At 74.9% G+C, this 7,964-nt stretch carries 5 protein-coding genes and 2 pseudogenes; 6 read left to right on the top strand and 1 reads right to left on the bottom strand.

Annotation, left to right across the window (positions count from 1 at the left end; genetic code table 11):
• The 3 genes and pseudogenes from CCN72_RS38980 to CCN72_RS13845 all read left to right on the top strand — a co-directional run.
• A pseudogene (locus CCN72_RS38980) lies at positions 1 to 597 on the top strand (hypothetical protein); the annotation flags it as partial.
• A gap of 229 nt (positions 598 to 826) precedes the next feature.
• Positions 827 to 1,921: a ribosome small subunit-dependent GTPase A gene (rsgA, locus tag CCN72_RS13840; protein WP_086807791.1), complete on the top strand. Its 1,095-nt coding sequence runs from the start codon at positions 827 to 829 to the stop codon at positions 1,919 to 1,921.
• A 175-nt stretch (positions 1,922 to 2,096) separates the two neighbouring features.
• The gene (locus CCN72_RS13845; protein WP_086807792.1) at positions 2,097 to 4,940 is read left to right on the top strand and encodes a SpoIIE family protein phosphatase; all 2,844 of its coding nucleotides are present in this window, start codon (positions 2,097 to 2,099) and stop codon (positions 4,938 to 4,940) included.
• Between the two features lie 32 nt (positions 4,941 to 4,972).
• Here the strand turns inward: CCN72_RS13845 and CCN72_RS13850 are convergent, their stop codons facing one another.
• A complete protein-coding gene (locus CCN72_RS13850) occupies positions 4,973 to 5,485 on the bottom strand; it encodes a GNAT family N-acetyltransferase (RefSeq protein WP_086807793.1) in 513 nt (170 codons plus the stop codon).
• Between the two features lie 173 nt (positions 5,486 to 5,658).
• Between CCN72_RS13850 and CCN72_RS13855 the strand changes: the two genes are divergently transcribed.
• The 3 genes and pseudogenes from CCN72_RS13855 to CCN72_RS41680 all read left to right on the top strand — a co-directional run.
• Complete coding sequence (locus tag CCN72_RS13855; RefSeq protein WP_279630238.1) at positions 5,659 to 7,053, top strand: bifunctional transcriptional activator/DNA repair enzyme AdaA; 1,395 nt, start codon at positions 5,659 to 5,661, stop codon at positions 7,051 to 7,053.
• Entirely contained in the window at positions 7,050 to 7,526 is a 477-nt protein-coding gene (locus tag CCN72_RS13860) for a methylated-DNA--[protein]-cysteine S-methyltransferase (RefSeq protein WP_086807795.1), read from the top strand. The genes CCN72_RS13855 and CCN72_RS13860 overlap by 4 nt, the downstream gene beginning before the upstream one ends.
• 152 nt (positions 7,527 to 7,678) lie before the next feature.
• A pseudogene (locus tag CCN72_RS41680) lies at positions 7,679 to 7,964 on the top strand (alpha/beta fold hydrolase); the annotation flags it as partial.

Raw genomic sequence — 7,964 nt, forward strand, 5'->3', positions numbered from 1 at the left:
GCGCAGCAGCGCCGCCTCGTCACCGTCGCCCGGACCCGCTTCGCCGTCGACGGCGACGAGGCGGCGCTGCTGCGCACGGTGGACGCGGTGCTCACCTCGACGGCCGTACTGTGCCCAGGCGTTGAGGAGACGCACGGCCGCCCGCGGTCCGCGGCGGCGGTCTCGGCGATCCGGGACACGGCCGCGCTCGCGAGTGCCGTGGCCCGCTGCCTGGCCGCGCTCGGACCGGGCGCCGGGGCGAGCCGGATGCGCCGCCCGGAGCAGTGGCTGCGAGCGACCCAATGGCGGTGGCGGAGCCATGAGAGCGTCGCTGTCGCCCGGGCCCACCGGCGGGTGACCGGCGACAGCGACCTGGCTCTCCAGGTGCTCGGACGCGTCCTGGAGACCCGGCCGGGCACCGCCTACTCCCCGATCGAGCTGGCCGCGCTGCGGGCACTCACCGACCTGGGCCCCGAAGCCCGGTCCCTCGCACCGCTGTTGCGCGCCTGCCGGGACCGGGACGAACGGCTCTGCGACGGGGGCGGCTGGCGGGGCATGGCGCTGGACGAGGAGGCCCGGCGACTGGCCGCCGCGGCCCTGTCGGCGGGGGCGCGTTAATTCGGTGGCACGCGCGGCCGGTGCCGTCCTAGGGTGGGAACCACTTCGTGAGGCGGCCGCCGGCCGCCGACGAGCGAGCGCGGAAGAGGAGGTGTCGACGATGGCTGTCACTGCGCCGGGCGCTGCCCGCATCCAGGAACTCCCCGAGTCCACCTCCGTGGCCACCGGCTGACCCGAGCGCGTCGCAGACGACCGCTCCCGTCCGGGGCCACCCCTTGAAGGGTCTCCCTTGACTTCCAGCTCCGCTGTGTACTCCGCCCTGACTCCCTACGGCTGGGACGACGACTGGGCCGACGCGTTCGCCCCCTACGCCCCTGAAGGGCTGCTGCCCGGCCGGGTGGTACGGGTCGACCGCGGCCAGTGCGACGTGGTCACCGCCGACGGCGCCGTCCGCGCCGACACCGCGTTCGTCACCCCCCACGACCCCATGCGGGTCGTCTGCACCGGCGACTGGGTCGCCGTCGAGGCGGACGGCAACCCCCGGTACGTCCGGGCGTATCTGCCGCGCCGCACCGCCTTCGTGCGGTCCACCTCCTCCAAGCGGTCCGACGGCCAGATCCTCGCGGCCAATGTCGACCACGCCGTCGTCGCCGTGTCCCTCGCCGTCGAACTCGACCTCGGCCGCGTCGAACGCTTCCTCGCCCTCGCCTGGGAGTCCGGGGCGCAGCCCGTGGTCGTGCTCACCAAGGCCGACCTGGTGACCGATCCGGTCACCCTGGCCCACCTCGTACAGGACGTCGAGAACACCGCGCCCGGCGTACCCGTGGTCGCCGCCAGCGCGCACTGCGGCGACGGCCTCGACGTCCTGCGCGCCCTCGTCGGCGCCGGCACCTCCGTGCTGCTCGGCCAGTCCGGCGCGGGCAAGTCCACCCTGGCCAACGCGCTGATCGGCGAGGACGTGATGGACGTACGGGCCGCCCGGGACGTCGACGGCAAGGGGCGGCACACCACCACCACCCGCAATCTGCTCGCCCTGCCCGGCGGCGGGGTCCTGATCGACACCCCGGGGCTGCGCGGGGTCGGCCTGTACGACGCCGAGAGCGGGGTCGGACAGGTGTTCGCCGAGATCGCGGGACTGGCCGAGCGGTGCCGCTTCCACGACTGCGCCCACGAGAGCGAACCGGGCTGCGCGGTGCGCGCCGCGGTGGACGGCGGGGAACTGCCCGTCCGCCGCCTGGAGAGCTACCGCAAACTGATCCGCGAGAACCAGTGGATCGTGGCCAAGACCGACGCCCGCCTGCGCGCCGAGATCCGCCGCGACTGGAAGCGCAAGGGCGCCGAGGGCCGCGCCGCGATGCAGGCCAAGCAGGGCCGCTGGGCGTGACGGCCGCGGGCTGCGCCACCCGGCCGGACCCGGGTGGCGCAGCCCGTACGCCCGACTCCTACAGCCCCACTCCCGCTGTCCGACCGGCCCCGGTCGGTGCGGCTCGGCCCGTATCCGGCGGGGCCCCGGCAGGTCGCGCTGTGTCCCCCTCCTCGGTGAATGCTAGAAATGCATCATGAAGAGGCGTTTCGGCCTGTTTTCGGGGTGGGACGCTTCCGCCCCGGTCGGAGCGTCCCCCGCTGCCGCCGACTCCGGTCGGTTCAGGTGGCTGCCGTCCGGCGCCCGGAGCGTCGCCGGACAGATGTTCGTGCTCCAGTTGCTCATCCTGCTGCTGTTCGGTGTGGCGGCCGGCACCGTCCTGGTGGTCCAGGCCAGGCAGGCCGGTGTGAACGAGGCGCGGCAGCGCACCTTCGCCGCCGCCGCCGGTTTCGCCCACGCCCCCGGCACGCTGGCCGCGATGGAATCCCCGGACCCCTCCACGCTGCTGCAACCCCGTGCCGAGCAGGTCCGCAAGGAGACCGGCATCGACTACCTCGTGGCGTTCAACCCGGCCGGCATCCGCTGGACCCACCCCAACGCCCACCTCATCGGCAGGCACGTCATCGGCAACTACACGCAGCCGCTGCACGGACACCCGCGCACCTACACCCTGAACACCCCCATCGGCGTGGCCGTGGAGTCCACCGTGCCCGTCCTCGGCGATCACTCCAAGGTCGTCGGACTGGTCACCGCAGGCATCACCGTGCGCAACATCCACCACCAGGTCATCCGGCAGCTGCCCCTGCTGCTCGCGGCCGGCGGCGGCGCGCTGCTGCTTGCGACGGCCGGCATCGCCCTGGTCAACCGGCGGCTGCGACGGCAGACCCGGGGCCTGGAACCGGCCGAACTGCGCCGGATGTACGACCACCACGACGCCGTGCTGCACGCCGCCCGCGAGGGCGTCCTCATCGTCGCCGCCGACGGCACCCTGCTGCTCAGCAACGACGAGGCCCGGCGGCTGCTCGGCCTCCCCGAGGACGCCGAGGGCCGCCAGCTCACCGATCTCGGGCTCGCGCCGTCCCTCGCCACGCTGCTGTCCAGCACCCGCCCGGTCACGGACGAGGTGTGCGAGGCCGGGGACCGGCTGCTCGCGGTGAGCGTCCGCCCGACCGCGCCGCACGGCTGCCGGCCCTCCAGCATCGTCACCCTGCGCGACACCACCGAATTGCGGGCCGTCGCCGGGCGCGCCGCCGTCGCCCAGCGGCGGCTGCGGCTGCTGTACGACGCCATGAGCAGCATCGGCACCACCCTCGACGTGGAGCGCACGGCCGAGGAGCTGACCCGGTTCACCGTGCCCCGGTTCGCCGACTACGCCTGTGTGGACCTGCTCGACTCGGTCCTGCGCGGCGGTGAGCCCGAGGGCACGATGATGCGTCGTACGGCTCTCTCGGGCATCGACTCCGACCACCCGCTGTACCCCGTCGGCACCCTCGTGGACTTCGCCTCCCAGACCCCGCAGGCCATCGGCCTGGGCACCGGCACCCCGGTCCTGGAGCCCGATCTGCGCAACGACGGCGGCTGGGAGCAGAACGACCCCGACAACGCGGACCGCATCCTCGCCCACGGCATCCGCTCGATGCTGGTGGTGCCGGTGCGCGCCCGGGGCGTCCTGATGGGCGTGGCGAGCTTTTGGCGCACCGCGCGGACCGAGCCGTTCGAGGAGGAGGACCAGGCGGTCGCCGAGGAACTGGTGGCCCGGGCCGCGGTCGCCATCGACAACGCCCGCCGCTACACCCGCGAGCACACCACCGCCGTCACCCTCCAGCGCAGCCTGCTGCCGCGCGGCGTCCCCGACCAGTCCGCGCTGGAGGTGGCCTACCGCTATCTGCCCGCGCAGGCCGGGGTGGGCGGCGACTGGTTCGACGTCATCCCGCTGCCGGGCGCCCGGGTGGCCCTGGTCGTCGGCGATGTCGTGGGGCATGGTCTGCACGCGGCGGCCACCATGGGCCGGCTGCGCACCGCCGTCACCAACTTCTCCGCCCTCGACCTCAGCCCCGACGAACTCCTCGTCCACCTGGACGAACTGGTCAGCCGCATCGACAGCGACGAGCGGGGCGACGCCCAGGGCGCGGGGGAGTTCGAGGGGCTGCTGCGGGACGGCCGGGTCGCGCGCGACGGCATCGCGAACGTCACCGGCGCCAGCTGTCTGTACGCGCTCTACGACCCGGTCGCCGGGCGCGTCACCATCGCACGGGCCGGCCACCCCGGCCCCGCGCTCATCCTGCCCGACGGCACCGCCACCTACCCCGATGTGCCGGTCTCCCCGCCGCTGGGCCTCGGCGACGGCATGCCGGTGGAGACGCTGGAGCTTGAGCTGCCCGAGGGCTCGTACCTGGTGCTGTACACCGACGGGCTGCTGGAGGACCGGCAGCGGGACATCGGCGCGGGCCTCGACCTGCTGCGCGACACCCTGGCGGACTCGGCGGGACACGGCCCCGAGGCGCTGTGCGCGGCCGTCCTGGACGCGGTGCTGCCCGCCCGCCCGATCGACGACGTCGCCCTGCTGGTGGCCCGCACCCGGCTGCTGGGCCCCGAGCATGTCGCCGAATGGGAGGTGCCCCGCGATCCGGCGGCCGTGGGCCCGGTCCGCGCCGAGTGCGCCGCCACGCTGGAGGCCTGGGGCCTCGGGGACGTCGGCTACACCGCCGAGCTGATCCTCAGCGAGCTGATCACCAACGCGGTCCGCTACGGCTCCCCGCCCATCCGCGTCCGCCTCCTGCACGACCGGGGCCTGATCTGCGAGGTCGCCGACGGCAGCAGCACCGCCCCGCACCCGCGCCGGGCGGCGGCCACCGACGAGGGCGGCCGGGGCCTGTTCCTCGTCGCCCAGCTGGCCTCCCGCTGGGGCACCCGCTACACCGCCCGCGGCAAGGTGATCTGGGCCGAGCTGTCCCCGCAGGAGGACACACCGGAACCGGCCGCCGGCACGGAGGCGGCGGACAGCACGGACGACATCCTGGACCAGTGGGAGAGCATCTAGGGCCTCTCGGGGTCGGATGCCGAACGCGGGGGTCAGATGCCGAACGCGGCGGCGTAGTGGACGGTGCCGCCGGGGAGCGGGTGGCCGGGCTGGAGGCCGAGTGCCAGCAGCGCGTCGTCCGGGACGTCGATGGTCAGCCCGATGCCGTGGTCCGCGGCGCGGGTGAATCCGAACCGGGGGTAGTAGGCCGGATGCCCGAGCACGATCACATGGCGTTCGCCCCGTGCCCTCGCCGCGGCCAGGGCGGCGTGGATCGCCGCGGTGCCCGCGCCGGTCCGCTGCCGCTCCGGCCGGACCGCGCAGGGCGCCAGGGCCAGGGCGGGCGTGGTGCCGATATGGCATCGGGTGAGCAGCGCGTGCCCCACCGGGCGGTCGGCCTCGTCCACCGAGATGAGGGAGAGCCCCTCGATCCAGGCGGCCGGATCGGCGCGCAGAGCGTCGACGAGGCCGGCCTCGGCGGGGGTGGGGAAGGCGGTCAGGTTGATGTCGCGGATGGCGGGAATGTCGGCGCGGGTCTCGGCGCGCGAAACCCAGAGGTTGCCCATGATGTCGGATGTCCGTTCAGAAAGATGTTCGTGCGGCGGCCCCGCGGGCTCACGCTTGCGGTCCCGCGTCCGCCACTCCTGATCGAACACGAACCCGGCCGTCCTGTCGGGCCGATTCCGTGTCCGATTTCCGCCAGCCGGTGCCCGGGCGGCGGGCCACACTGGGACCTGTGATGGACGAGGACAGCAGGTACGAGGCGGTGCGCAGCCGGGACGGACGGTTCGACGGCGCGTTCTTCTTCGCCGTCGAGACGACCGGGATCTACTGCCGGCCCAGCTGCCCCGCGGTGACCCCCAAACGGTGCAATGTGCGCTTCTATCCGACGGCCGCCGCCGCCCAGCGCTCCGGGTTCCGGGCCTGCCGGCGCTGCCGGCCGGACGCGGTGCCCGGCTCGGCGGAGTGGAATGTACGCGCGGACGTCGTCGGCCGGGCCATGCGGCTGATCGCCGACGGCGTGGTGGACCGCGAGGGCGTCGCCGGGCTCGCCGCACGGCTCGGCTACAGCGCCCGGCAGGTGCAGCGGCAGCTCACCACCGAACTGGGCGCGGGACCGGTGGCACTGGCCCGCGCGCAGCGGGCGCACACCGCGCGGGTACTGCTCCAGACCACCGAGCTGGCGGTCACCGAGATCGCGTTCGCGGCCGGGTTCGCCAGCGTGCGGCAGTTCAACGACACGGTCCGCGAGGTGTACGCGGCCACACCGACCGAGGTGCGCACGGCCGCCCCGCGCGGCGCCGCCCGCCGGGCCGCCGACGGCACCGGCATCCCGCTGCGGCTCGCCCACCGGGGCCCCTACCAGGCCGCCGCCGTCCTCGACCAGCTCGCGCGGGAGGCCGTGCCGGGGGTCGAGGAGGTCACGGGGCGGCCCGGCGCGCGCGTCTACCGGCGCACCCTGCGGCTGCCGTACGGCACCGGGATCGCCGCCGTCGCCGAGCGCACCCGGGCGCCGCGCACGGGCGGCGGGGTGCACCCGAGCGGCTGGCTGGACGCGCGACTGCACCTCACCGACCCCCGGGACCTGACCACCGCCGTGCAGCGGCTGCGCCGGCTGTTCGACCTGGACGCCGACCCGTACGCCATCGACGAGCGCCTGAGCACCGACCCCCGCCTCGCCCCCCTGGTCGCGGCACGCCCCGGACTGCGCGTCCCCGGCGCCGTCGACCCGCTGGAGGCGGCCGCCCGCGCGCTGCTGGGCCCGGCCGGGTGCGGGCACCTGGTCGAGGCGTACGGCAAGACCCTCGACACCCCGGACGGCACCCTCACCCGACTCTTCCCCGAACCGGCGGCGCTCGCGCGGCCGGAAGGGGTGCCCGCACCGCTCGCCGCGCTCGCCGCCGCGCTCGCCGACGGCACCCTCCGACTGGATCCCGGCGCCGACCGGGACGACGCACAGCGGGAGTTGCTCGCGCTGCCGGGGATGGACGCGGCCACCACCGCGCTGATCCGGGTCCGCGCGCTCGGGGACCCCGATGTGGCCCCGCCCGGCGTCCAGGCGTCCGACGCCTGGCGTCCCTGGCGCACGTATGCCTTCCAACACCTCTACACGGCAGGAGAGTCGCCCCGATGACCGCCGGAAGCTTCACCCACCTCGACACGCCCCTCGGCCGGCTGCTGCTCACCGCCGACCAGGACAGCACGCTCACCTCGCTGCACTGCGCACGGGACGTCCCGGCGGGACTGCGGGCGGACCCGGAGCCGTTCGCCGCGGCGCGCGAGCAGCTCGACGCCTACTTCGCCGGTGAACTCCGCGAGTTCCAGTTGCCGTTGCGGGCCCCCGGCACCGAGTTCCGCCGCCGGGTCTGGGCCGCCCTGGACGAGGTGCCGTACGGCAGCACCCTCACCTACGGCGAGTTGGCCGCCCGTATCGGCGCACCCCGCGCCGCCGTCCGCGCGGTCGGCGGCGCCCTCGGCGCCAACCCCCTGCTGATCGTGCGCCCCTGCCACCGCGTCATCGGCGCCGACGGCTCCCTGACCGGCTACGCGGGCGGCCTGGACCGCAAGATCCAACTGCTGACCCTGGAGGGCGCGTTGCCGGGGTAGCCGTACGCTGACCGAGCGGGGGCCCCGAGGGGCGTCAGCCGGATATGCCGGTCAGCCGGAAGATGCGGTCCAGGTGGTAGGCCAGTACCTCCGTGGCCGATTCCGCGCGGCGTTGGCCGACCAGGACGCTGGTGCCGAGGCCGGTGGGCAGGGCCGGGAGGCCGGCTGGACGAGACCTTGCCGGGCTCGGTCTCGGCCGGTGCATCTGGTCGGCGGCTCCTACGGCGGCCGGCTCGCCCTCAACCAGGCGCACCGCGGGTCCGATCGGCTCGCCTCGGTGACGCTGCTCGACCCGGGCGGCCTGGAGAAGGTCGGACTGCGCTTCTTCGTGTGCTCCTACCGCATCCGGCGGCCCGCGCCGAAGCCGCTCACCTCCACCGGTCACGGCATGGCCGACGTCGAACAGGGCAGGGTCAGGGCGCGGGCCGCCGGATGCGG

This window comes from Streptomyces murinus (assembly GCF_002154555.1).
In the GTDB taxonomy this organism is placed as follows: Bacteria; Actinomycetota; Actinomycetes; order Streptomycetales; family Streptomycetaceae; genus Streptomyces; species Streptomyces murinus.